General features: G+C 69.7%; 13 protein-coding genes. 11 read left to right on the forward strand and 2 right to left on the reverse strand.

The window, feature by feature from the left end:
- The first annotated feature begins 1 nt into the window (after position 1).
- From KCG34_RS19560 to KCG34_RS19580, 5 genes are all read left to right on the forward strand, one after another.
- Entirely contained in the window at positions 2–490 is a 489-nt protein-coding gene (locus KCG34_RS19560; RefSeq protein ID WP_211937279.1) for an acyltransferase, read from the forward strand.
- Positions 487–1311 carry an NAD-dependent epimerase/dehydratase family protein gene (locus KCG34_RS19565; RefSeq protein WP_211937280.1) on the forward strand — a complete coding sequence of 275 codons (825 nt, stop codon included), beginning with the start codon at positions 487–489 and terminating at the stop codon, positions 1309–1311. The genes KCG34_RS19560 and KCG34_RS19565 overlap by 4 nt, the downstream gene beginning before the upstream one ends.
- A 228-nt stretch (positions 1312–1539) precedes the next feature.
- Positions 1540–8067, forward strand: coding sequence for a hypothetical protein (locus KCG34_RS19570; RefSeq protein WP_211937281.1), 6528 nt, complete (start codon positions 1540–1542; stop codon positions 8065–8067).
- 132 nt (positions 8068–8199) lie between these two features.
- Entirely contained in the window at positions 8200–8961 is a 762-nt protein-coding gene (locus KCG34_RS19575) for a cephalosporin hydroxylase family protein (protein WP_211937282.1), read from the forward strand.
- A gap of 22 nt (positions 8962–8983) precedes the next feature.
- A complete protein-coding gene (locus KCG34_RS19580; protein WP_211937283.1) occupies positions 8984–16450 on the forward strand; it encodes an O-linked N-acetylglucosamine transferase, SPINDLY family protein in 7467 nt (2488 codons plus the stop codon).
- On the opposite strand, the gene KCG34_RS19585 is transcribed toward KCG34_RS19580, so the two are convergent.
- Positions 16447–17301 (reverse strand): D-alanyl-D-alanine carboxypeptidase family protein, encoded by an 855-nt coding sequence (locus tag KCG34_RS19585; RefSeq protein ID WP_211937284.1) that lies wholly within the window; start codon positions 17299–17301, stop codon positions 16447–16449. The two genes, KCG34_RS19580 and KCG34_RS19585, sit on opposite strands and share 4 nt — an antisense overlap.
- A gap of 132 nt (positions 17302–17433) precedes the next feature.
- Here KCG34_RS19585 and uxaC point away from each other — a divergent pair, with 132 nt between their 5' ends.
- The 5 genes from uxaC to KCG34_RS19610 are packed head-to-tail and all read left to right on the forward strand — an operon-like array spanning position 17434 to position 23970.
- Complete coding sequence (uxaC, locus tag KCG34_RS19590; RefSeq protein ID WP_211937285.1) at positions 17434–18849, forward strand: glucuronate isomerase; 1416 nt, start codon at positions 17434–17436, stop codon at positions 18847–18849.
- Positions 18846–19760: a sugar kinase gene (locus KCG34_RS19595; protein WP_211937286.1), complete on the forward strand. Its 915-nt coding sequence runs from the start codon at positions 18846–18848 to the stop codon at positions 19758–19760. The genes uxaC and KCG34_RS19595 overlap by 4 nt, the downstream gene beginning before the upstream one ends.
- A 6-nt stretch (positions 19761–19766) precedes the next feature.
- Positions 19767–20978 carry a D-mannonate dehydratase ManD gene (gene manD / locus KCG34_RS19600; protein ID WP_211937287.1) on the forward strand — a complete coding sequence of 404 codons (1212 nt, stop codon included), beginning with the start codon at positions 19767–19769 and terminating at the stop codon, positions 20976–20978.
- 13 nt (positions 20979–20991) lie between these two features.
- Positions 20992–23331: a glycoside hydrolase family 31 protein gene (locus KCG34_RS19605; protein WP_211937288.1), complete on the forward strand. Its 2340-nt coding sequence runs from the start codon at positions 20992–20994 to the stop codon at positions 23329–23331.
- A 15-nt stretch (positions 23332–23346) separates the two neighbouring features.
- Positions 23347–23970 carry a ParB-like protein gene (locus KCG34_RS19610; protein WP_211937289.1) on the forward strand — a complete coding sequence of 208 codons (624 nt, stop codon included), beginning with the start codon at positions 23347–23349 and terminating at the stop codon, positions 23968–23970.
- Here the strand turns inward: KCG34_RS19610 and KCG34_RS19615 are convergent.
- Complete coding sequence (locus KCG34_RS19615) at positions 23967–25220, reverse strand: MFS transporter (protein WP_211937290.1); 1254 nt, start codon at positions 25218–25220, stop codon at positions 23967–23969. The two genes, KCG34_RS19610 and KCG34_RS19615, sit on opposite strands and share 4 nt — an antisense overlap.
- Before the next feature lie 207 nt (positions 25221–25427).
- Here KCG34_RS19615 and KCG34_RS19620 point away from each other — a divergent pair, with 207 nt between their 5' ends.
- Positions 25428–25985 (forward strand): GNAT family N-acetyltransferase, encoded by a 558-nt coding sequence (locus tag KCG34_RS19620; protein ID WP_249138089.1) that lies wholly within the window; start codon positions 25428–25430, stop codon positions 25983–25985.
- The last annotated feature ends 16 nt before the right edge of the window (positions 25986–26001 follow it).

Raw genomic sequence — 26001 nt, forward strand, 5'->3', positions numbered from 1 at the left:
CATGCTGGTCGCCGATCCCGCCGCCAAGATCTCACCCCTGGCCGACATCGAGCCCTCGGTGCGCGGCTCCAGGGTGGTGGTGGCGGCCGGGGCGGTGATCGACGCCTTCGTAAAGGTCAAGCCGGCCGGCGGCGCGGGCGACGTCACCATCGGACCGGGCAGCGTGATCAATTCCGGCTGCGTGCTCTATACCGGCAACGGCATCGCCATCGGGGCCGACGTGCTGATCGCCGCCAACTGCACCCTGGCCCCTACCAATCACGAGTTCCGCGACCCCGGCCGGCCGATTCGCACCCAGGGGTTCATGGAGAGCCGGGGCGGCATCGTCATCGAGGATGACGTCTGGATCGGGGCCAACAGCGTGATCCTGGACGGGGCGATCATCCGCAAGGGCTCGATCATCGCCGCCGGCTCGGTGGTGCGCGACGAGCGGCCGGCCTATTCGATCAGCGCCGGGGCGCCGGCCAAGACCATCGGCTGGCGCAAGTGAGGGCGACCGTCTTCGGCGCCCAGGGCTTCGTCGGTCGGCATCTGACGCAACACCTGCGCCGCGAGGGCTGGGAGGTTGTCGCGCTCGGCCGGGGTGACGCTCCGCCGGCGGACGGATCGCTGGGCCACGTCTTCTATTGCATCGGCCTGACCGCGGACTTCCGCAGCCGCCCGTTCGAGACCATCGAGGCCCATGTCAGCCTCGCCGCCGAGCTGCTGCGCGAAGGCCGCTTCGACAGCTTCCTCTATTGCTCCTCGACCCGGGTCTATGCCGGCGCCGCGGAGGCGACCGAGACGGCGCGGATCGAGGTCGATCCCGGCGACCCCAGCGACCTCTACAATCTCTCCAAGTTGATGGGGGAGGCGGCCTGCCTGGCCGTAAGCCGGCCCGAGGCGCGCATCGCCCGGCTGTCCAACGTGTTCGGCGCCGACGACGCGTCGGAGAATTTCCTGACCTCGATCCTGACTGACGCGGTTAGGGATGCGCGGGTGGTGCTGCAGTCGTCGCCGGACAGCGCCAAGGACTATGTGGCGGTGGAGGACGTGGCTACAGCCCTGGCACGCATCGCCGTCCAGGGCCGCGAGCGGATCTACAATGTCGCGGCCGGGCGCAACACAAGCCACGCCGCCCTGCTGGCCGCGATTCGGGCGGCCACGGGATGCGAGGTCGCCGTCGCGCATGACAAAAGGCCGCAGGTGTTCCCGTTAATCGCCACCGAGCGGCTGCAAGCTCTGGGCGATTGGCGCCCTGTCCCGGTCGAGGCGTGCATCCCGGCCCTTGTCGAAGGCGCGCGCCGCCGGCTAAGCCTTGCCAGGCAATGAATGTAGGTTCGTGTTAACCATGTTTCGTAATACTCAATAAACCATACAATAGCTGAAGATCAGGGTAAATTTATTTGCCTGAAGTGATCTGTGTTATCTCTGAAGATCACCCAATTTTAAGGATCGTTACCTAGCGTCCCCCGTGGATGATGCTGTCCTTCGTGCGGCCAAAGGGAGAAGCCCGGCGGCGTATCGGGGGAGGCGCATTGAGAGGCCTCGGGGGTCCAGATGGCGATCGACATTACGCTTGGCAACAATGGCAACAACGTCACCCTCAGTGACGTCGACAGCCTGCTTGGCGGCACCGGCAACGACATTGTCACCTTCACCGGCGGCCTGACCAACGCCGTGATCGACCTGGGCGCGGGCGAGGACAAGATCGTCCTCGCCAATGCGACCAACACCGTGACGGTGTCGAACGTCGAGAGCATCGTCGGCGGTACCGGCGCGGACACCATCACCCTGGGCGCGGCGGCCTCCAACGCCTCGATCGACCTGGGCGTGGGCTCCGACACCCTGACCCTCGGCAACTTCGCCAACACCGCCACGGTCTCCAATGTCGAGACCCTGACCGGCGGCACGGGCGCGGACACCATCACCCTGGGCGCAGCCCTGACCACCGCCATGTCGCTGGACCTGGGCGCTGGCGCCGATAAGCTGATCCTGGCCGCTGGCGGCAACACCGGCACCATCTCCAATGTCGAGACTGTCGTCGGCGGTTCGGGCGCCGACGCCGTGACTCTCGGCACGGTCGCTTCCAACGCCTCGGTGGACCTGGGAGCCGGCAGCGACACCCTGACCCTGGCCAACGGCGCCAACACCGCGACGGTCTCCAACGTCGAGACCCTGACCGGCGGCACCGGCGCCGACACCATCACCCTGGGCGCGGCGGCCTCCAATGCGTCTATCGATCTGGGCGTCGGCGGCGACGCCCTGACCCTGGGCAATTTCGCCAACACCGCCACCATCGCCAATACTGAGACCATCACCGGCGGGACCGGCAACGACACGGTGACCCTGGCGGGCGCCTTGACGACGTCCATGTCGGTGGACCTGGGCGCGGGCTCTGACAAGCTGACCCTGGCCAATGTGGCCAACACCGGCACGGTGTCGAACGTCGAGACCCTGGCCGGCGGCACGGGCGCGGACACGGTCACCTACGCCACGGCCCTGTCCAACGGCTCGGTGGACCTGGGCGCGGGTTCGGACACCCTGACCCTGGCCAACGCGGCCAACACCGCCACGGTCTCCAATGTCGAGACCCTGACCGGCGGCACGGGCGCGGACACCATCACCCTGGGTTCGGCCCTGACCACCGCCATGTCGCTGGACCTGGGCGCGGGCAATGACAAGCTGACCCTGGCCAACGGGACCAACACCGGCACGGTCTCGGGCGTCGAGACCCTGGTCGGCGGCACCGGGGCGGACACCATCACCCTGGCTACCGCCGCCGCCTTTACCGGTTCGGTGGACCTTGGGGCCGGCAATGACAGCCTGACCCTGGGTAACTTCCCCAACACCGTCACGGTCTCCAACGTCGAGACCCTGCTGGGTGGGACGGGCGCGGACACCATCACCCTGGGCGCGGCGGCCTCCAACGCCTCGATCGACCTGGGCGTGGGCTCCGACACCCTGACCCTCGGCAACTTCGCCAACACCGCGACGGTCTCCAATGTCGAGACCCTGACCGGCGGGACCGGCAACGACACCGTCACCCTCGGCACGGCCCTGACCACCGCCATGTCGGTGAACCTGGGCGCGGGCGAGGACAAGCTGACCCTGGCCAATGCGGCCAACACCGGCACGGTGTCGGGCGTCGAGACCCTGGCCGGCGGCACGGGCGCGGACGCCATCACCCTCGGCGCGGCGGTCTCCAACGCCTCGATCGACCTGGGCGCGGGCTCCGACACCCTGACCCTGGCCAACGGCGCCAACACCGCCACGGTCTCCAATGTCGAGACCCTGACCGGCGGCACGGGCGCGGACACCATCACCTTGGGCACGGCCCTGACCAACGCCATGGCGGTGGACCTGGGCGCGGGCGCTGACAAGCTGACCCTGGCCAATGTCGCCAACACCGGCACGGTCTCCAACGTCGAGACCATCGTCGGCGGCACGGCGGCGGACGCGGTCACCCTGGGCACGGCCGTCACCGGCGGGTCGTTCGACCTCGGCGCCGGCGCCGACAGCCTGACCTTCGCCAACGGGACCAACACCGCCACCGTCTCCAACGTCGAGACCGTCACCGGCGGCACCGGCGCCGACACCATCACCCTCGGCGCCGCCGCGGTGAACGCCTCCATCGACCTCGGCGTCGGCGCCGACGTCCTGACCCTCGGCGGGTTCACCAACACCGCCACGGTGTCGAACGTCGAGACCCTGACCGGCGGATCGGGCGCCGACACCATCACCCTGGGCACGGCGCTCACCACCGGCATGTCGGTGGACCTGGGCGCGGGCTCTGACAAGCTGACCCTGGCCAATGTGGCCAACACCGGCACGGTGTCGAACGTCGAGACCCTGGCCGGCGGCACGGGCGCGGACACGGTCACCTACGCCACGGCCCTGTCCAACGGCTCGGTGGACCTGGGCGCGGGTTCGGACACCCTGACCCTGGCCAACGCGGCCAACACCGCCACGGTCTCCAATGTCGAGACCCTGACCGGCGGCACGGGCGCGGACACCATCACCCTGGGTTCGGCCCTGACCACCGCCATGTCGCTGGACCTGGGCGCGGGCAATGACAAGCTGACCCTGGCCAACGGGACCAACACCGGCACGGTCTCGGGCGTCGAGACCCTGGTCGGCGGCACCGGGGCGGACACCATCACCCTGGCTACCGCCGCCGCCTTTACCGGTTCGGTGGACCTTGGGGCCGGCAATGACAGCCTGACCCTGGGTAACTTCCCCAACACCGTCACGGTCTCCAACGTCGAGACCCTGCTGGGTGGGACGGGCGCGGACACCATCACCCTGGGCGCGGCGGCCTCCAACGCCTCGATCGACCTGGGCGTGGGCTCCGACACCCTGACCCTCGGCAACTTCGCCAACACCGCGACGGTCTCCAATGTCGAGACCCTGACCGGCGGGACCGGCAACGACACCGTCACCCTCGGCACGGCCCTGACCACCGCCATGTCGGTGAACCTGGGCGCGGGCGAGGACAAGCTGACCCTGGCCAATGCGGCCAACACCGGCACGGTGTCGGGCGTCGAGACCCTGGCCGGCGGCACGGGCGCGGACGCCATCACCCTCGGCGCGGCGGTCTCCAACGCCTCGATCGACCTGGGCGCGGGCTCCGACACCCTGACCCTGGCCAACGGCGCCAACACCGCCACGGTCTCCAATGTCGAGACCCTGACCGGCGGCACGGGCGCGGACACCATCACCTTGGGCACGGCCCTGACCAACGCCATGGCGGTGGACCTGGGCGCGGGCGCTGACAAGCTGACCCTGGCCAATGTCGCCAACACCGGCACGGTCTCCAACGTCGAGACCATCGTCGGCGGCACGGCGGCGGACGCGGTCACCCTGGGCACGGCCGTCACCGGCGGGTCGTTCGACCTCGGCGCCGGCGCCGACAGCCTGACCTTCGCCAACGGGACCAACACCGCCACCGTCTCCAACGTCGAGACCGTCACCGGCGGCACCGGCGCCGACACCATCACCCTCGGCGCCGCCGCGGTGAACGCCTCCATCGACCTCGGCGTCGGCGCCGACGTCCTGACCCTCGGCGGGTTCACCAACACCGCCACGGTGTCGAACGTCGAGACCCTGACCGGCGGATCGGGCGCCGACACCATCACCCTGGGCACGGCGCTCACCACCGGCATGTCGGTGGACCTGGGCGCGGGCTCTGACAAGCTGACCCTGGCCAATGTGGCCAACACCGGCACGGTGTCGAACGTCGAGACCCTGGCCGGCGGCACGGGCGCGGACACGGTCACCTACGCCACGGCCCTGTCCAACGGCTCGGTGGACCTGGGCGCGGGTTCGGACACCCTGACCCTGGCCAACGCGGCCAACACCGCCACGGTCTCCAATGTCGAGACCCTGACCGGCGGCACGGGCGCGGACACCATCACCCTGGGTTCGGCCCTGACCACCGCCATGTCGCTGGACCTGGGCGCGGGCAATGACAAGCTGACCCTGGCCAACGGGACCAACACCGGCACGGTCTCGGGCGTCGAGACCCTGGTCGGCGGCACCGGGGCGGACACCATCACCCTGGCTACCGCCGCCGCCTTTACCGGTTCGGTGGACCTTGGGGCCGGCAATGACAGCCTGACCCTGGGTAACTTCCCCAACACCGTCACGGTCTCCAACGTCGAGACCCTGCTGGGTGGGACGGGCGCGGACACCATCACCCTGGGCGCGGCGGCCTCCAACGCCTCGATCGACCTGGGCGTGGGCTCCGACACCCTGACCCTCGGCAACTTCGCCAACACCGCGACGGTCTCCAATGTCGAGACCCTGACCGGCGGGACCGGCAACGACACCGTCACCCTCGGCACGGCCCTGACCACCGCCATGTCGGTGAACCTGGGCGCGGGCGAGGACAAGCTGACCCTGGCCAATGCGGCCAACACCGGCACGGTGTCGGGCGTCGAGACCCTGGCCGGCGGCACGGGCGCGGACGCCATCACCCTCGGCGCGGCGGTCTCCAACGCCTCGATCGACCTGGGCGCGGGCTCCGACACCCTGACCCTGGCCAACGGCGCCAACACCGCCACGGTCTCCAATGTCGAGACCCTGACCGGCGGCACGGGCGCGGACACCATCACCTTGGGCACGGCCCTGACCAACGCCATGGCGGTGGACCTGGGCGCGGGCGCTGACAAGCTGACCCTGGCCAATGTCGCCAACACCGGCACGGTCTCCAACGTCGAGACCATCGTCGGCGGCACGGCGGCGGACGCGGTCACCCTGGGCACGGCCGTCACCGGCGGGTCGTTCGACCTCGGCGCCGGCGCCGACAGCCTGACCTTCGCCAACGGGACCAACACCGCCACCGTCTCCAACGTCGAGACCGTCACCGGCGGCACCGGCGCCGACACCATCACCCTCGGCGCCGCCGCGGTGAACGCCTCCATCGACCTCGGCGTCGGCGCCGACGTCCTGACCCTCGGCGGGTTCACCAACACCGCCACGGTCAACAACGTCGAGACCATCGTTGGCGGCTCGGGTTCGGACACCATCACCCTGGCCAACGCCTTGACCACCGGGATGTCGATCGATCTCGGGGCCGGGATCAACAAGCTGACCCTGGCCAACGTGGCCAACACCGGCACGGTCAGCAACGTGACCAGCCTGGTCGGCGGCTCGGGCGTGGACACCATCACGCTCGGAAGCGCGATCTCCAACGGCTCCATCGACCTCGCCGCCGGCAACGACGTCCTGACCTTCGGCAACTTCGCCAACACGGCGACGGTGGCCAATGTGGAGACCATCACCGGCGGCACGGGCAATGACTCGATCACCCTGGGCTCGGTCCTGACCACCGGCCTGTCGATCGACCTCGGGGCCGGCGCCGACAAGCTGACCCTGGGCGCCTTCACCAACACCGGTACGCTGTCCAATGTCGAGAGCGTGATCGGCGGCACCGGGGCGGACACCATCACCCTGGCGACGGCGGTGACGAACGGCTCCTTCGACCTGGGCCTAGGTAACGACACCCTGACCCTGGCCAACGGGACCAACTCGGCCACGGTCTCCAACGTCGAGACCCTGCTGGGCGGGACGGGCGCCGACACCATCACCCTGGGCGCGGCGACCTCGAACGCCTCCATCGACCTGGGCGTGGGCAACGACAGCCTGACCCTCGGCAATTTCGCCAACACCCTGACGGTCAACAACGTCGAGACCCTGACCGGCGGCACGGGCAACGACACGGTCACCCTGGGCAACGCCCTGACCACCTCGATGGCCATCGACCTGGGCGCGGGCGAGGACAAGCTGGTGCTCGGCAACTTCGCCAACACCGGCACGGTCAGTCACGTCGAGACCCTGATCGGCGGCTCGGCCAACGACACCATCACCTTCGGCTCGGGCGTCACCGGCGGCTCGATCGACCTGGGGGCCGGCACGAACGTGCTGAACTTCGGGGCCTTCAACAACACGGCCACGGTGTCGAACGTCGAGACCATCAACGCCGGGGCGGGCAACGACACCATTACGCTCGGATCGTCCATGGTGGGCGGCCAGGTCAACTTCACCGCCGGCGGCTCGGACAGCCTGATCCTGGCGGCGGGGACCAACCACGTCAGCGTGGCCAACGCCCAGACCATCCTGGGCGGGACCGGCAACGACACCATCACGGTGAGCGGGACCGGGCCGGTGGACATCGCCGCCGGTGGCGGGGTGAACCAGGTCTATGGCCACAGCGCCGCCGACGTGTTCGTGTTCGACCAGGACAGCTCGAACAACTTCACCACGGTGATGAACTTCGACCAGGCGCACGGCAACAAGATCGGCCTGGACACCTCCGGGGTCTGGACCGGCCACGCCCCGACCTACTCGATCTCCGGCGGCCTGGTGAACGGGACCAACATCACCTCGGTGGCCAACGCCACGGCCCTGCACGCCACCACCCTGGCGACCGGTGGCCACGGCGGCTTCGTCTACGAGCAGGACACCGGCGAGCTGTTCTACAGCGCCAACGGCGCCTTCTCGACCGGCGGCACCCTGATCGGGGTGATCACCACCGACGGGTCGACGCCCTGGACCTACAACTTCGGCAGCTTCCAGACCGTCTAAGCGACCATGAAGCAGCGGCCTCTCCCCAGCGGAGAGGCCGCCCATTTCGTCGCAGCGGCGCCATGGTTAATGGGCCGGTAACCGAAATCGGGGGTATTGAAGCCTGTCAGGCTGCAAGGACCCGCCCTTTCCATGATTACGATCGATGAAGCTCGCGGCCAGGTTACGGTCGAGGGGCCGAACGGGACTGTGACCCACCCCCTGGCCTCGCCCGAGGCGTTCAAGATCGTCTCCGACGCCTGGATCCGCTGCGGCTGGGACACCAAGTACGTCTACAGCTTTTCCTGGATGGGCCGGCCGATCATCCAGCTGCCGGACGACATGGTCCGCATCCAGGAGGTGATCTACGCCATCAAGCCGGACGTGATCATCGAGACCGGCGTCGCCCACGGCGGCTCGCTGATCTTCTACGCCAGCCTGTGCAAGGCCATGGGCAAGGGCCGCATCGTCGGCATCGACATCGAGATCCGCCCGCACAACCGCAAGGCCATCGAGGCGCACGAGATGTCGTCCCTGATCACCCTGATCGAGGGCAGCTCGGTGGACGCCGCCACCGTCGAACAGGTCGCCGCCCAGGTGAAGCCGGGCGAGACCACCCTGGTGCTGCTCGATTCCAACCACACCAAGGCCCACGTCCTGGCCGAGCTCGAGGCCTATGGCCCGATGGTGACCAAGGGCTCCTACATCGTCGCCACCGACGGGATCATGGCCCAGGTCGTGGGCGCCCCGCGCTCGGCCCCTGATTGGGCCTGGAACAACCCGATCGGCGCGGTCGAGGCCTTCCTGCCCGCCCATCCGGAGTTCGTGCTGGAGGAGCCGGCTTTCCCGTTCAACGAGGGGGTGGTGCAGGATCGCGTCACCTACTGGCCCAGCGCCTATCTGAAGCGGATCTGACCCGTTGAGCCGGGGCGATCGCGTGACCGCCGCCAGCCGACCGACCGTGCAGGACGCCCTGGCGGCCCTGCAGGGCGGCGATCTCGATCGCGCCCGCGCCCTGGCGCTGGCCGTGACCGAGCAGGCGCCCGATGACGCCTTCGCCCACGAGTTGCTCAGCCTCGCCTGCTACCAGCTGGGCGACGCCGCCGGCGGCCTGCCCGCGGCCGAGCGGGCGGTGATGCTGCAGGCCAGCGCCGGCCGCTTCGCCAACCTCGGCGTGCTGCTGAGGGCGGTCGGCCGCGACCATGACGCCGAGATGGCCTATCGCCACGCGATCGAGCTCGACCCTGGCTTCGTCGCCGCCCACCACAATCTCGGCAACCTCTTGTTCGACCGCGGCGACATGGCCTCGGCCGAGATCGCCCTGCGCCAGGCGCTGAACCACAACGCCGACCACGCCGAGGCCTGGCGCAGCCTGGGCCTGGTGCTGCAGCGGACCGGCCGGCTGGAGGAGGCGGTCAGCGCCTTCCAACAGCTGCTGGCGCGCATCCCCGGCCACGCCCGTGGGCTGAACGACCTCGGCTGCTGCCTGATGGCGCTGGAACGCTATGACGAGGGCCTGGCCGCCTTTCAGGAAGCCAACGTCCGACATCCGAACTACGCGGACACCTACGGCAACCTCGGCGCCCTGCTGCTCCGCGCCGGCTGCCCGTTCAACGCCATGCTCGCCAGCGAGCGGGCCCTGGAGCTCGATCCCGGCCAGCATCGCTGGATGAGCAACCTGGCCACGGCGCTGAAGGATCTCGGCGACTTCGACCGGGCCGAGGCCCTGTTCCGCCAGGCCCTGGCGGCGCAGCCTGACTATGTGGTCGGCCACGGCAACCTGTTGTTCTGCCTGAACTATCATCCGGACAAGCCGGCCGAGGAGATCGTCGCCGAGTACCATCGCTGGGATGAGGCGCACGCCAAGCCGCTGCTGCCCCAGCCGCTGCGCTTCGACAATGACCGCAACCCTGAGCGCCGCCTGCGTGTGGGCCTGGTCTCGCCGGACTTCCGCGAGCACTCGGCCCGCCACTTCATCCTGCCCATGCTGCAGGGCCTGGACCGCGAGCGGCTTGAGATCGTCTGCTACGCCGAGGTCGCACGGCCCGACGAAACCACCCGACAGTTCATGGCCCTGGCCGACCATTGGCGCTCGACCGTCGGCCTGACCGACGAGGACCTGGCCGAGCTGATCCGCAGCGACCAGACCGACATTCTGATCGACCTCGGCGGACACTCGGCCTCCAGCCGGCTGATGGTGTTCGCGCGCAAGCCGGCCCCGGTGCAGGTGGCCCACATGCTGGGCTGCGGCTACACCTCTGGCATGTCGGCCATGGACGCCTTCCTGGCCGACGAGGCACTGGCGCCGGAAGGCGCCGAGACCCTGTTCGTCGAGCCGTTGCTGCGGCTGGATCGAATCCCGATCGCCTATAGCCCGCCCGAGGATATGCCGGCGGTGGGCCCGACCCCGGCTCTGGCCCGGGGCCACATCACCTTCGGCTATTTCGGCCGGCCCGAGCGGATCAACGACAAGGTGCTGGCCGCCTGGAGCGCGATCCTGAACGGGGTTCCAGGCTCGCGCCTGGTGCTGAACTCCAAGGCCTTCCAGGAAGAGACCTTCCGCACCCTCTATCTGCAGCGCTTCGCCGCCTTCGGCGTCGCGCCCGAGCGGCTGGACCTGGTGTTCACCACGCCTCAGCCGAAGACCTGGTCGGCCTATGGCGAGATCGACATTGCGCTCGATCCCTTCCCGCACAACGCCGGCACCACGACCATCGAGGCCCTGTGGCTGGGCGTGCCGGTGCTGTCGATCAAGGACCGGCCCTCGGTCGGCCGTTTCGGCGCCTCGATCCTGGGCGCGGTCGGGCTGAGCGACTGGGTCGCCGACGACGCGGCCGGCTATGTGGCCAAGGGGATCGCCGCAGCTTTGGACGTTCCGGGCCTGCAAGCCTTGCGCGAAGGCATGCGCGAGCGGTTCCTGGCATCGCCCCTGGCCGATGGCGCGGGCCTTGGCCGGTCGCTGAGCGAGGCCCTGCGCGGGCTCTGGCGCGACTGGTGCGCCAATGACCAGGCGCAGAACTGGGCCGAGGCCGAGCGCCTGACCCGCCTCTCCGACCAGTTCCGCCTGCAGGGGCGCATGGCCGAGGCCGAGGCCGCCGCCCGCCAGGCCATGGCCCTCGATCCCACCCACGCCGGCGCGGCCATGCACCTGGGCAACGCCCTGGCCGGCCAGTCACGCCTGGCCGAGGCCGAGGCCGCCTTCGGCCGGGCCCTGGCGCTAAAGCCTGACCTCGCCGAGGCGCACAACAATCGTGGCCTCTCATACATGCGCCGCGGCCAGGTCACCGCAGCGGAGCACGACCTCAGGCGAGCGATGGAACTTCGCCCGGACAAGCCGGAGATCGGCTTCAACCTCGCCGTCGTGCTGCAGGACCAGGGGCGGCTGGAAGAGGCCATGGCGGTCTATCAGACGGCGATCGAGGCGCGGCCCGACATCTCCCAGGGCCACGGCGCCTTCCTGTTCTGCATCAACTACCAGCCGCAGGTTTCGGCCGAGGAAGCCTTCGCCGAGTTCCAGCGCTGGAACCGCCGCCACGCCCTGCCGCACCTGCCGGACAAGCCGGCCCACGCCAACGACCCGGACCCCGACCGGCGCTTAAGGATCGGCTATGTCTCGCCCGACTTCGCCGCCAAGTCCGGCCGCCACTTCATCGAGCCCATGCTTGCCGGCCATGACCGCCGCGCGGTCGAGGTGTTCGCCTATGCCGAGGTCGCCCACCCGGACGCGGTGACCGCCTATTTCAAGACCCTGGCCGACCACTGGCGCCCGACCGTGGGCCTGAGCGACGACGAACTGGCGGCGCTGATCCGCCATGACCGCATCGACGTCCTGATCGACCTCGGCGGCCACACGGCCAAGAACCGCCTGCTGGCCCTGGCGCGCAAGCCGGCGCCGGTGCAGATCGCCCACTTCCTGGGGCACGGCTACACCTCGGGCATGACGGCCATGGACGCCTTCCTGGCCGACGAGCGCCTGGCGCCTGCGGGCAGCGAGGGCCTGTTCGCCGAGCGGGTGGTGCGCCTGCCCCGCATTCCCATCGCCTACCAGGCCCCGCCCGAACTGCCGCCGGTCGCGCCCCTGCCGGCCCTGGCCAAGGGCCATGTCACCTTTGGCCACTTCGGCCGCACCGTGCGCATCAACGAGCGGGTGATCGAGGCTTGGGCGCGGATCCTGAACGGCGTCCCCGGCTCGCGCCTGATGCTGAACACTGGCCCGTTCGGCGACGAGGGGGTGCGCGAGCGCTATCGCCAGCGCTTCGCCGCTCATGGGATCGATCCCGAGCGGCTGGACCTGGTCTACACCACACCGCAGCCTAACACCTGGGCCGCCTATGGCGCGGTCGACATCGCCCTCGACCCGTTCCCGCATAACGCCGGCACCACCACCATCGAGGCCCTGTGGCTGGGCGTGCCGGTGGTGACCATGGCCGACCGGCCCTCGGTGGGGCGCTTCGGCCTCAGCATCCTGCACGCGGCCGAACTGGACGACTGGGTCGCGGAAGACATCGACGCCTATGTCGCCCGAGCCATCGCCGCGGCGGGCGACCTGCCAGCCCTGGCCGAGCTGCGCGCGGGCCTGAGGATGCGCATGCAGGCCTCGCCGCTGGGCGATGGGCCGGGCCTGGCGCACAATCTGGAGCGGGTCTATCGCGGCCTGTGGCGCGAATGGTGCGCCGAGCATGGCCTGGACCACGGGGCGCTGACCGCTAAGGCGGCCGGCCTGTTCCAGGCCGGCGACGCGGCCGGGGCGGCGGCGATCTTCGACAAGCTGGCGCGGGGGCTGGGCGACGCCGGCAGCTGGTCCAACCTCGGGGTGGCGCTGAAGGCGCTGGGCCGCACCGGCGAGGCTGAAGCCGCCTTCCGAGAGGCCCTGTCGCGCGATGCGGCCCTGGCCAGCGCCCATGGCAACCTGGCCAACCTCTTGACCGGTCGCGGCCTGCACGCCGAGGCGCTGGAGCGCTACCGCTCGGCGCTGGATATCGAGCCGGAAGCCGCCGAGACCTGGCGCGCCTACGCAGTCTGTCTCCTGGCCTCGGGCGATATCGACGCCGCCCAGGAGGCGGCCCGGCGCGCCCTGGCGCTCGATCCCAGCCGGCCCGCCGTTCACGAGACCCTGGCCTCGGCCCTGCGCGCCGGCGGCCAGCCGGTGGCGGCGGTGCGCGAATACGCCTTGGCCGTGGCCGGCGCGCCCGACGACGCTCGCACCCTCTGCAACATGGCCATCGCCGTGCAGGACCTGGGCCGCTTCGACGAGGCCGAGACCCTGTTCCGTCGCGGGCTGGCGGCGCGGCCGGACTACGCCGTAGGCCATTCCAACCTGTTGTTCTGCCTGAACTATCACCCGGATCGTTCGGCCGAGGCGGTGTTCGCCGAATACCAGCGCTGGGACGCCCGCCACGCGCGGCCGCTGGCCTCCGCCCATCCGGTGTTCGCCAACGCCAAGGACCCTGAGCGGCGGCTGAGGCTGGGCATCGTCTCGCCGGATTTCCGTGGCCACTCGGCCCGCCACTATATCGAGCCGATCCTGGCCGGCCTCGACCGTCATGAGCTGGAGGTGTTCTGCTACGCCGAGGTGGCGCAGCCGGACGAGGCGACCGAGCGCTTCAAGGCCATGGCCGACCACTGGCGCTCCAGCGTCGGCCTGTCGGACGCCGCTCTGGCCGAGCAGATCCGCGCCGACCGGATCGACATCCTGATGGACCTCGGCGGCCACACCGCCGCCAGCCGCCTGCGGGTCTTCGCCCGCAAGCCGGCGCCGATCCAGGTCGAGCATATGCTGGGCCATGGCTACAGCTCTGGCCTCTCGGCCATGGACGCCTTCCTGGCCGACGACCTGCTGGCGCCGCCGGGGGCGGAGGTGGTGTTCTCGGAAAAGCTGGTGCGTCTGCCGCGCATTCCGCTGGCCTATGTGGCGCCGGAGGGGATGCCCGAGCCCGGCCCGACCCCGGCCCTGGCCAAGGGCTATGTCACCTTCGGCTATTTTGGCCGGCCGGAGCGGATCAACGATAAGGTGATCGCCGCCTGGAGCCGAATCCTTCTGGGCGTTCCGGGTTCGCGGCTGATGCTGAACACCCGCGCCTTCGAGGAGGCCGAGTGCCGCCAGCTCTACCAGGCCCGCTTCGCCGCCCACGGCGTCGGGCCCGAGCAGCTGGAGCTGGTGTTCACCTCGCCCCAGCCCAGGACCTGGGCGGCCTATGGCGAGGTCGACATCGCCCTCGACCCGTTCCCGCACAATGCCGGGGCCACCACCATCGAGGCCCTGTGGCTGGGCGCGCCGGTGCTGTCGCTGAAGGACCGGCCCTCGGTCGGCCGCTTCGGCGCTTCGATCCTGGGCGCCATGGGCCTGGACGACTGGGTGGCCGATGACGCGGACGCCTATGTCGCCAAGGCGGTGGCGGCGGCCGGCGACCTGGACGCCCTGCAGGCCCTGCGCGCCGGAATGCGCGCGCGGTTCCTGGCCTCGCCCCTGGCCGACGCCGAGGGCCTGGGGCGAGCGCTGGGCAAGGCCTTCCGCGGGCTCTGGCGCGCCTGGTGCGGCGCCTCAGAAGCCGACCTGGTGCGCGAGGCCATAGCCGCCTTCGGTCGTGGCGATCACGCGGGCGCTGTGGTGCTGGCCGAGCGGGTCCTGGCCATCGATCCCGACCACTTCGACGCCCTCCAGCTGCGCGGTGCGGCGGCGTTCCGGCAAGGACGGCTGGCCGAGGCCGAAGCGGACCTGCGCGCGGCCATGCAGCTCGATCCCAGCCGGCCCGAGCCGGCCTGGAACCTGATTGCGGTGCTGCGCGCCCGGGGCGAACTCGAGGGGGCGGAGGCGGTCGGCCTCTCCGCCATCGAGGCCTCGCCCGAGGCGCCCGAACCGCACAACAACCTGGGCTCGGTCTATCTGGACCGCAACGAGGCCAGCCGAGCCGAGGCATGTTTCCGCATCGCCATCCAGCACCGGCCGGGCATGGCCGACGCCTGGACCAACCTCGCCTGGACCCTCAACCGACTGGGCCGCGCCGCCGAGGCGGAGGCCGCCGCGCGGCAGTCGCTGGCGCTGAACCCGAATGACGCCAACAGCTACAACAACCTCGCCACGGCCCTGATGCACCAGGACCGTCTGGTCGAGGCCGGCGACGCATTCCAGACCGCCCTGACCAAGCGCCCCGGCTTCGTCATGGCGCACTCGAACCTGCTCTTCTGCCTGAATTATCACCCCAGCCTGCCGGCCGAGGCGATCTTCGCCGAGTACCGCCGCTGGAACGAGGTCCACGCCGCACCCCTGGCGCCGTCCGAGCCACCGGCGTTCGCGTTCGGTGATCCGGGTCGGCGGCTGCGCATCGGCTATGTCTCGCCCGACTTCCGCCACCATGCGGTCAGCTTCTTTATCGAGCCGCTGCTGGCGGCCCACGACAAGAGCCAGGTCGAGGTGTTCTGCTACGCCGAGGTGGCCAATCCCGACGCGGTGACCGAGCGCTTCAAGGCCCATGCCGACCACTGGCGCTCGACTGTGGGGCTGAGCGACGCCGAGGTCGCCGACCTGGTCCGCCAGGACGGGATCGATGTGCTGGTCGATCTGGCCGGCCATACCGCGCACAATCGCCTGCTGGCCTTCGCCCGGCGCGCCGCGCCGGTGCAGCTGGCGCACATGGTGGGCTCGGGCTGCACCAGCGGCCTGACCGAGATGGACGGCTTCCTGGCCGACGAGGCCCTGGCGCCGGTGGGGGCGCAGGTGCTGTTCAGCGAGCCCCTGATCCGCCTGCCGCGCATCCCGCTGGTCTATGCCCCGCCCGAGGGCATGCCGCAGGTTTCGCCCCTGCCTGCGCTGAAGAAGGGCCATGTGACCTTCGGCTGCTTCAGCCGCACGGCGCGAATGAACGACGACGTGCTCGACCTCTGGACCGAGATCCTGAAGCAGGTCCCGGGCTCGCGCCTGATGCTGAACGCCAAGCCGTTCCAGGAAGAGGCGACGCGCGAGGCCTTCGAACGCCGGTTTGAGGCGCGGGGTATCGAGGCCGAGCGGCTGGACCTGGTGTTCACCTCGCCCCAACCGAACACCTGGGCGGCCTATGGCGCGGTCGACATCGCCCTGGATCCCTTCCCGCACAACGCCGGCACCACGACCATCGAAGCCCTGTGGCTGGGCGTGCCCGTGATCTCCCTCGCCGACCGGCCACCGATGGGGCGCTTCGGCAAGTCGATCCTGGGGGCGGTGGGACTGGACGACTGGGCCGTCGACACGCCGCAGGACTATGTGGCCAAGGCGGTCGCTGCGGCGGGCGACCTGAAGGCGCTGAAAGCCCTGCGCGCGGGCCTGCGCCAACGCGTGGAGGCCTCGCCCCTGCGCGACGCCGAAGGCCTGGCGCGGGCGATGGAGGCGGCCTATCGGTCAGCCTGGTTGGCCAGGGCAGGGCGGCCTTAAGGCTTCTCGCCGGTCCACTCCCAGTGCCAGGGCTCGAATACGTAGTTGACGAAGCCGTAGCGCCGCGCGTTGCGCACCAGCCAGCGATAGGCCGCGGTTTTCGACTGGAACAGGCGGTTGGGGTCGGCTGTGGAGTCCACGGTGTAGCCGGGCGCCGAGCCCAGGTTCAGGTCGAGGGCAAGACCGGTGCGGTGGGCCGAGCAGGCGGCGCGGACCAGGCCCTGGCAGTTGTTCTCGGTGAGACAGCGGGCGGCGTCCTCCTCGGGGCTGCGAAAGCCTGAGAACAGCTTCAGGGCGTCGGGATCGCCGGCCACGGCCCGGTCTCGGCGCGCGGCGGCGACCATGCGCCGCCAGGCCCGGAGCGCGCGCTTGCGCAGGCGAACCGCCTTGCCGCCCTCGAGCATCTCGCCTTCCCGGGCGGCGGCCAGGCGCTCGTCCGTCGGCGGGTCGGGGCAGACCTGCGCTTCGCGCAGTGCATAGAAGGGACGGCGCGATTGCCAATCGGCCTTCATGGCCTGGAGGGTGACGGCGTCCATCATGCCGGTGTCCGGCATGGCGTGACGGCCCTGCCACCGGGCCAGTGCGGCGGCGAAGGCAGGCCTTTCCGCGGCGCAGCGCGAACCGATCTCGCGCTGAGCGGCCGGGGCATAGATCGCCCAGCCTGTCTCGGGCCGCCCAAACAGGTTCACGCTCAGGTTTCCGAGATGTTCGGCGTTCACGCGCGCAGCCTCGCGCTGGCTTGTGGTCCCGCCGCAGGCGCCGCCCGGATGTGCATGTCGCGGCCGCGCCTCGGTCCTGGTCATGAGGGTCAGAACGATCAGGGGAACCAGGGCCAAGGCCAGGGGGCGCATCGCGCGGACCGATTCTCTCGTGAAGCCGGAAAGGGGTGATGAAAACCCGTTCCGGGGCGGTGCGGAAGGGCCGCTGAGCCGAGCCTTCCGCCGCCCATTGACCAGACTCGCGACGCATCCCCCAATAGGGCCATGACGCGACCGTTGCGGCTCGATCCGGATCGCTTCTTCCCTGCCGACGAGCGGGTGCGGGGCATCGCTCGTGAGCTGTTCGCCGCTGTCGAGAACGCGCCGATCATCAGCCCCCACGGCCACACCGACCCGGCCTGGTTCGCCTATGACGAGGCTTTCCGCGATCCGGTCAGCCTGTTGCTGTGGCCCGATCACTATCTGCTCAGGATGCTCTACAGCCAGGGCGTCCGGCTGGAGAGCCTGGGGATCAAGCCGCTGGACACCTCGGTCACCGAGACCGACCGGCGGCTGATCTGGCGTCGCTTCGCCGAGCACTACCGCCTGTTCCGCGGCACGCCCTCCAGGCTCTGGCTCGATCACGTGTTCGCCGAGGTGTTCGGCCTGGACATGCGGCTGAGCCCCGTTACCGCCGACATCTATTTCGACGCCATCAGCGCGGCCCTCGCCAAGCCCGAGTTCCGCCCCCGGGCCCTGTTCGACCGCTTCAACATCGAGGTCCTGGCCACCACCGAGCCGGCCCTGGACGGCCTGAACCACCATCGGGCGATCAGGAGTTCGGGCTGGATGGGGCGGGTGATCACCACCTTCCGGCCCGACGACGTCACCGATCCGGACCGCGCGGACTTCGTGGTCAACCTCCAACGCCTGGGGGCCATGACCAACGAGGACACCAGCCGCTGGGGCGGATACATCGCCGCTCTGGTCCAGCGGCGGGCTGCGTTCCGCAAGCTGGGGGCTACGGCGACCGACCACGGCCACCCCACCGCCCGCACCGCCGACCTATCGCCTGAGGCCTGCCAGGCCATGCTGGACCGTATCCTTCAGGGCCGAATGGAGCCACGCGACCCGGAGCTGTTCCGCGCCCAGATGCTGACCGAGATGGCGCAAATGGCCTGCGAGGACGGCATGGTCATGCAGTTGCACCCCGGCTCCTGGCGCAACCACAATTCCTGGCTTCTGAAGCGCTTCGGCCCCGACAAGGGCGCCGACATCCCCATGCGCACCGACTATGTTCAGGCGCTGAAGCCGCTCCTGGACAAGTGCGGGCGCAAGCCCGGCTTCTCCCTGATCGTCTTCACCCTGGACGAGGCCGCCTATTCGCGCGAGCTCGCGCCCATGGCCGGCCACTATCCGTGCCTGAAGCTGGGGCCGCCCTGGTGGTTCCACGACAGCCCCGAAGGCATGCTGCGCTTTCGCCGGGCCACCACCGAGACGGCCGGCTTCTACAACACTGTCGGCTTCAACGACGACACCCGCGCCTTCCTGTCGATCCCGGCCCGCCACGATCTGGCCCGGCGGATGGATTGCGGCTATCTGGCCGAACTGGTCGCCACCGGGCGGCTGGAAGACGATGAGGCGGCGGAGCTGGCGATGGACCTGGCCTACAACTTCGCCAAGGCGGCGTACCACCTGTGACCCGCGCCGTTTCGATCGGCGAGTGCATGGTCGAACTGCGCGAGGAGGGGCCGAGTCTATATCGCCGCGCCTTCGCTGGCGACGCCTACAACACAGCGGTCTATCTGAAGCGATCCGCGCGGGATCTCGACGTCCAGTTCCTGACCGCGACCGGCGACGGCCGCTTGAGCCGCGAGATGCGCCAGGCCTGGGCTGCGGAGGGGATCGGCGACGAGCTGGCCTTCCGGGTGCGCGGCGCCGAGCCGGGCCTCTACATGATCGAGCTCGACCCGCACGGCGACCGCAGCTTCCACTACTGGCGATCGGCCTCGGCGGCGCGGGGCTGGCTGCGCGAACTGGTCAAGGCCGGCGGCGCGGACAAGCTGGCCGGCGCGGCGTTGGTGCATCTGTCGGCCATATCCCTGGCCATCCTCTCCGACGACGACCGCGCCGAGGCCGTCGCCCTGATCGCCGCGCTGAAGGGGCGGGTGGGCCGGATATCTTTCGACACCAATATCCGTCCCGCCCTCTGGCGCGACATGTTCGCCGCCCGCATGGCGGTCGAACCGGTGCTGCGCGCCGCCGACGTGGTCCGGGCCAGCCGCGACGACGCCAAGGCCCTGTTCGGCGAGGACAATCCCAAGAGGCAGGTGGAAGCTCTGAGGGGCGCTGGCGCGCGCGAGCTGGTGCTGACCCTGGACGCCGCTGGCTGCATACTGGCGGCCGATAGGGCCGAGACCGTGCTGCCGGCGCCGGCGACCATGGTCAAGGACACGTCCGGAGCGGGGGACAGCTTCAACGGCGCCTACCTGGCCGCGCGCCTAGCCGGTCAATCGCCGCTTGACGCCGCCCATGCGGGGCTCAACCTCGCGGCCCGAGTGGTGACCTGGCCCGGCGCCGTGGTCCCCGTCGAGGTTTCGCATCCGGAGTAGAGCCCCATGGCCAGGATCAAGAGCGCGCGGGTCATCCTGACCTGCCCGGGGCGCAACTTCACCACGCTCAAGATCGAGACCGAGGACGGCCTGACGGGCCTGGGCGACGCCACGGTCAACGGCCGCGAACTGGCGGTGGCCAGCTACCTGACCGACCACATGATCCCGGCCCTGATCGGCCGCGAGGCGCACCAGATCGAGGATATCTGGCAATACTTCTACCGCGGCGCCTATTGGCGGCGGGGGCCGATCACCATGGCCGCCATCGCCGCGGTCGATACGGCGCTCTGGGACATCAAGGCCAAGGCGGCGGGTATGCCGCTCTACCAGCTTTTGGGCGGGGCCAGCCGCACCGGGGTGATGGTCTATGGCCACGCCAATGGCGGAACGCTCGACGAGACCATCGCCGAGGCCCGGCGCTATCGCGAGATGGGCTACAAGGCGATACGGCTGCAGACAGGCGTGCCGGGCCTGGCCTCCACCTACGGCGTCTCCGGCGACAAGCTGTTCTACGAGCCGGCCGACGCGGCCCTGCCGACCGAGAATGTCTGGTCGACGGTCAAGTACCTCCCGACAGTCCCCAGGCTGTTCGAGGCCGCGCGCGAAGCCCTGGGCTGGGACGTGCATCTGCTGCACGACGTGCACCATCGCCTCACCCCCATCGAGGCGGCGCGGCTGGGCAAGGACCTGGAACCCTATCGCCCGTTCTGGATCGAGGATCCGACCCCGGCCGAGAACCAGGAGAGCTTCAGGCTGATCCGCCAGCATACGACGACGCCCCTGGCGGTAGGCGAGGTGTTCAACACCGTCTGGGACTGCAAGGACCTGATCCAGAACCAGCTGATCGACTATATCCGCACGACGGTGGTCCACGCCGGCGGGATCAGCCATATGCGCCGTATCGCCCACCTGGCCGAGCTCTACGGCGTGCGCACCGGCAGCCACGGCGCCACCGACCTGTCGCCGGTCTGCATGGGCGCGGCCCTGCACTTCGACCTCTGGGTTCCCAATTTCGGGGTCCAGGAATACATGCGCCACACCGCCGAGACCGACGCGGTGTTCCCCCATGCCTACAGCTTCAAGGACGGCGATCTGCATCCCGGCGAAGCTGTGGGGCACGGCGTGGAGATCGACGAGGCCCTGGCCGCCCAATTCCCCTACCGCCCCGCCAGCCTGCCGGTGAACCGGCTGGAGGACGGGACGATGCACAATTGGTGAGAGGCGGAGGGCCGTGAGCTCCATCGCCCATCCCCCCATCTTCGCGTTAACCGACAGGGCGCCCGGCCGGCTGACCCTGCAGAGCGCCGACGGTCACATCGCCCATGTCTTCGTCCTCGAACACGACATCCTGCGCGTGCTCGCCTTGCCGGAAGGCCGGCTGGATCAGCCGCGGACCTGGGCGATTGCGCCGGGGCTGGACGATGTGCCCGCCGAGGGGCGCGATCGGTTCGACCTGTCGGGGTTTTCACTTCCCGCGTTCGAGGTCGCTGAGTCCGAGGGGCGGCTCACTCTCACCACCGCAAAGGTCCGCCTGACCGTCCGCATGACCGGCCTGCTCTGCGCCTGGGAAATCCGCCGGGGCGGCGACTGGGTCCTGGCCGCGCGGGACCGGCCGACCCAGGCCCATAACTGGGGCTGGTGGGACGAGAAGGTCTATCACTACCTGCGCCGGGAGCCGGGCGAGCGCTATTTCGGCCTGGGCGAACGGTCGGGCAAGATGGACCGCTCGGGCCGGCGCCTACGGCTCTGCAACGTCGACGCCATGGGCTATGACGCCCGCACGTCCGACCCGCTCTACAAGCACCTACCGGTCTACATCACCGCCCGGCCGGAGGAGCAGCTGGCCTTCGGGCTGCTCTACGACACCCTGTCGGACTGCACCTTCGATTTCGGGCAGGAGCGGGACAACTATCATGGGCTCTATCGGAGCTTCGTCGCCGACCGCGGGGACCTCGACTACTGGTTCGTCGCCGGGCCGGAGGTGGCGCAGGTGGTCCGCCACCTGACCTGGCTGACCGGACGGCCAGCCTTTCCGCCGCGCTGGAGCCTGGGCTATTCCGGATCGACCATGGCCTATACCGATGCGCCGGACGCTCAAGACCAGATGGCGCGGTTCCTGGAGAAGTGCGCCGAGCACGACATCCTCTGCGAAAGCTTCCACCTCTCGTCCGGCTACACCTCGATCGGCCATCGCAGGCACGTGTTCCACTGGAACCTGGACAAATTCCCCGACCCGGAGGGCTTTGCGAAGTCCTATACAGACAAGGGCGTGCGGCTGGTCCCCAACATCAAGCCGTGCCTCTTGGCCGACAACCCGCGCTTTGCCGAGGCGAAAGCGGCGGGCCTGTTGATCTCCGAAGCCGACGGGGAGCCGGCCTGGGTGCAGTTCTGGGACGGGCCGGGGGCCTATCTCGACTTCACCAATCCGGCGACGGCGGCCTGGTGGCGGGCGCGGGTGCGCGAGAGCCTGCTGGACAAGGGCCTCGGCTCGACCTGGAACGACAACAACGAGTTCGAGATCTGGTCGCCCAAGGCCCTGGCCCATGGCTTTGGCGAAGCGCGGCCGGCGCGTGAACTGAAGCCGTTGCAGACTCTGCTGATGATGCGCGCCTCGCGCGATGCGCAGGTCGAGCAATCGCCGGACAAGCGCCCCTATCTGGTCTCGCGCTCGGGCGGCCTCGGCATGCACCGCTATGTGCAGACCTGGTCCGGGGACAATCACACCAGCTGGGAGACGCTGAGGTACAACATCAAGATGGGACTGGGCCTGGCCCTGTCCGGCGTCTCCAACATCGGCCATGACGTGGGCGGCTTTTCCGGGCCGAAGCCGGACGCCGAGCTGTTCGTGCGCTGGGTCCAGTTCGGCATCTTCATGCCGCGGTTCTCGATCCACTCGTGGAACGACGATCAGACCGCCAACGAGCCCTGGATGCACCCGGAGGTGACGGAGACCATCGCCGGGCTGATCAAGCTCAGGGCCTGGCTGACGCCCTACCTCTACGATCTCGTCTGGCGCTATCGCCAGGATTTCCAGCCGATCGTGCGGCCGACTTTCCTCGATTTTCCCGAGGATCCGAACTGCTGGCGCGAGGGCGACGACTTCCTGCTGGGCGGCTCGCTGCTGGTCGCGCCGGTGGTTGAGCCCGGCGTGAGCGAGCGCGAGGTCTATCTGCCCGCCGGGACCTCTTGGTACGACCTCTGGACCGGCAAGGCTTTCGAGGGCGGCCAGGCCGTGCGCCGGCCGGCGGACTGGGCGCGGCCGATCGCCTTCGCCGCCGAGGGCGCTGTCATTCCGGTCAATATCGCCGAGCAGCATTTCGCCCGGCCTGCGGACGAGCGCGCCGTGCTGGTCTGCCCGACCCTCGGCGAGGGCGCCTTCTCAGGCTGCGTGTTCGAGGACGATGGCGAGACCGCGCCCGTCCGCGACCAGAGCTGGTCGATCGACGTCGCCTGCGGCGAGCGCCAGATTCGCGTCCGGCTGGAGGTTCTCGCGGGCAGCGATCCGCCCAAGGTGATCCTGCCCCAGGGCGAGCGCCGGCCCGTCCAGGTCGAAATCATCGAGAAATCCTAGAGCCGGAGCGGCCTCATGATGTACCGACACGACCCTGTGCTCGACCCGGTCAAGGTCGGCGACCTGCGTCCGACCCAGATGACGGTCGGCTATCGCGAGGTGAAGGAGAAGCGGCGGCGCTGGCGCGAGCGAGCGGAACGAGATGGACCGGAATTTCTCGGCCGCCATACCATCCCGGTGGTCAAGGGGCCGAAGGAAGCTCTCTATGTGGTCGATCACCACCACCTGGCGCGGGCGCTGCACGAGGAAGGGGTGGACGTGATCGCGGTCAATGTGATCGCCGACCTCAGGGCTCTGAAACGCGATGAGTTCTGGACCCTGTGCGATAACCGCGGCTGGTGCCACCCCTATGACGACGAGGGTGAGCGCCGCACCTTCGCCGATATTCCCAAGTCGATCGACAGGCTGGCCGACGATCCCTTCCGCAGCCTGGCCGGCGAACTGCGCCGCGCCGGCGGCTACGCCAAGGAGGACACCCCGTTCACCGAGTTCATGTGGGCCGATTTCCTGCGCCGGCGGGTCAAGCGCAAGCTGGTGCAGGAGGATTTCGGCTCGGCCCTTACCAAGGCCCTTGCCCTGGCCAAGTCGCCGGCTGCGGGACACCTGCCCGGCTGGTGCGGGCCGGCGAGCGACCTCTAGGTCAGGCGATCGGCCTTGCGCAGGGTCGGGAACAGCGCCGACCACAGGCCGGTGACCGCCAGCGCGCCGAGGCCGCCGAACAGGGCCGCGCCGATCGGGCCGAGGAGGCGCGCGGCGACCCCGCTTTCGAACTCGCCGAGTTCATTCGAGGCGCTGATGAACAGGGTCGAGACCGCCGCCACCCGGCCGCGCATGGGGTCGGGGGTGACGATCTGGACCAGGGTCTGGCGGACATAGACGCTGAGCATGTCCGCCCCGCCCAGCACCACCAGGGCCGCGATCGAGAGTGCGAACAGCTTGGAGAGGGCGAACACCACCGTCGCTGCGCCATAGACCGCAACGCCCGCGAACATGAAGGCGCCCGCATGGCGGCGGATCGGCCGCGCGGCCAGCACCAGGGCCACGGCCGCGGCGCCGATCGAAGGACCGGCGCGCAGGAGGCCGAAGCCTTGCGCACCCACCTGCAGCACATCGCGGGCGAAGACGGGTAGCAGGGCTGTGGCGCCGCCCAATAGAACGGCGAAAAGGTCCAGTGAGATGGCCCCGATCACCACCCGGCTGGTCCAGATATAGGTCAGGCCCTCCTTGACCAGGGCCCAGCGCGAGCCGGGCTGGGCCACGGGACGGGTTTCGCCGCGGATGGTCAGGGCGGCGAGGCAGCTCAGCCCATAGAGCGCCACCGCGACCACGAAGGCGGCGGTGGGCGAGACGGCGCAGATCAGCCCGCCGATCGCCGGGCCGGTGATCGAGGCGGCCTGCATCGACAGCGAGTTCCAGGCGATCGCCTTGGGCAAGAGCTCGCGCGGGACCAGCATGGGGGCCAGGGCCGTGGTGGCGGGGGCGAGGAAGGCGCGGGCGCAGCCGAACGCCGCCGCCAGGGCGTAGATCGGCCACAGGGCGCCGATGCGGGCGAAGGAGACGGCGGCGAAGGCCGCCGCGGTCAGGGCCTGGCCGGCGATACAGGCGGCGACGATCGCCTTGCGGTCCCGCCGGTCGGCCATCTCGCCGGCGGTGAGCGTCAGAAGCGACAGGGGCAGGAACTGGGCCAGGCCCACCATGCCGACAGCGAAGGAGGCGTGCTTGACGTCGGCATGGGCGCGGGCGAGGGCGTAGATCAGCCAGGCGATGGTCACCCCCTGGATCTGCCCTGCAAGCACCCCCATGAACCGCGCCGCCCACAGGCGCAGGAAGGCGGACTGGCGCACGAGGCTGGGCGCGCCCGCGGCGAGATCGGAAGCTGGGGAGGCCATCACCGGCAAAATGGAGCGCGCCGCCTTTTGCCGCAACGGCTTTGCGTTGACGCGCCGGCCGATAGGCCCTATTGCGCCAGCCTTCTTCGGTTTGGACCTCACCATCCCATGCGACGACTGCGACGATACCGGCCGATGCGGAGCGCGCTCCGCGCCTGACGCACCCGTTTCGCCGCCTCGCCTGGGCTTCACGATTCGGGATCCGACATGACCCGTTTCCCTGAGGCGCCAGACTTCATGACCGTTCAAAGCCGCATCGCCGATTCCGCCGCCGACACGCCGGTGATCGCCCCCGAGACCCCCGCCGACCTCGCCGCCGTCTCCGCCCTGATCGAGGCCGCGTTCGGCCCGGGCCGCTACGCCAAGGCGGCCGAGCGGTTGCGCGAGACCAACCATGTGCTGCACGACCTGTCCTTCACCGCCAAGGCGCGCGGGGCGGTTGTCGGCTGCGTGCGCCAGTGGCCGATCCGCATCGGTGGCCAGCCGGCGGTGTTCCTGGGGCCGATCGCGGTCGATCCGGCTTGGCGCCACCACGGCCTGGGCGGGATTCTGGTTGAGCAGGCCTGCGCGGCGGCCAAGGACGCCGGCCACGACCTTATCTTCCTGGTGGGCGATATGCCTTTCTTCGGTCCGCACGGCTTCGAGGTCGTCAAACCCGGGAGCGTGATCATGCCCGGACCGGTCGATCCGCGCCGCGAATTGGCCCGGGCGCTGAAGCCGGGGGCGCTGGATGGCCTGGCCGGGCCGGTCACGCCAGGCTGGTAGGCGGGCGATTTCGCAC

Origin of the sequence: Phenylobacterium montanum (genome assembly GCF_018135625.1) — a bacterium.
Classification (GTDB): Bacteria; Pseudomonadota; Alphaproteobacteria; order Caulobacterales; family Caulobacteraceae; genus Poindextera; species Poindextera montana.

Coding starts and splice junctions, on each gene's coding strand:
- KCG34_RS19560 (WP_211937279.1), top strand. CDS start 2: ATGCTGGTCGCCGATCCCGCCGCCAAGATCTCACCCCTGGCCGACATC.
- KCG34_RS19570 (WP_211937281.1), top strand. CDS start 1,540: ATGGCGATCGACATTACGCTTGGCAACAATGGCAACAACGTCACCCTC.
- KCG34_RS19575 (WP_211937282.1), top strand. CDS start 8,200: ATGATTACGATCGATGAAGCTCGCGGCCAGGTTACGGTCGAGGGGCCG.
- KCG34_RS19585 (WP_211937284.1), bottom strand. CDS start 17,301: ATGCGCCCCCTGGCCTTGGCCCTGGTTCCCCTGATCGTTCTGACCCTC.
- uxaC (WP_211937285.1), top strand. CDS start 17,434: ATGACGCGACCGTTGCGGCTCGATCCGGATCGCTTCTTCCCTGCCGAC.
- manD (WP_211937287.1), top strand. CDS start 19,767: ATGGCCAGGATCAAGAGCGCGCGGGTCATCCTGACCTGCCCGGGGCGC.
- KCG34_RS19610 (WP_211937289.1), top strand. CDS start 23,347: ATGATGTACCGACACGACCCTGTGCTCGACCCGGTCAAGGTCGGCGAC.
- KCG34_RS19615 (WP_211937290.1), bottom strand. CDS start 25,220: ATGGCCTCCCCAGCTTCCGATCTCGCCGCGGGCGCGCCCAGCCTCGTG.
- KCG34_RS19620 (WP_249138089.1), top strand. CDS start 25,428: ATGACCCGTTTCCCTGAGGCGCCAGACTTCATGACCGTTCAAAGCCGC.